We start from the raw sequence: 262 nt of genomic DNA on the forward strand, positions 1-262 counted from the left end.
TAAATTGCAATCACTTGCTGAACGTGTTAAACGACTTCAAATGTCATATTCTGAACTTTACAACTTGATTGTAGCGGAACTTACACAAGCTATTGTTAATAAAATTGTTGACCTTGCGCTTATTGAGGGTGACGGAACAAACGGTTTTAAATCAATTGAAAAAGAAGCAGACGTCAAAAAAATCAAAAAGATTACTACAAAAGCCAAATCAGCTGGCAAAACTCCATTTGCTGACGCTATTGAAGAAGCGGTTGACTTTGTT

1 protein-coding gene is annotated in these 262 nt (G+C 35.5%); it reads left to right on the forward strand.

Annotated elements, in window-relative coordinates:
• Positions 1-40 precede the first annotated feature (40 nt).
• On the forward strand, positions 41-262 hold a 222-nt coding region (locus FDW96_RS22090), incomplete at its 3' end, for a hypothetical protein (protein WP_212732928.1).

The sequence above is a fragment of the Citrobacter sp. TBCS-15 genome, from assembly GCF_005280815.1.
GTDB classification, from domain to species: domain Bacteria; phylum Pseudomonadota; class Gammaproteobacteria; order Enterobacterales; family Enterobacteriaceae; genus Citrobacter; species Citrobacter werkmanii.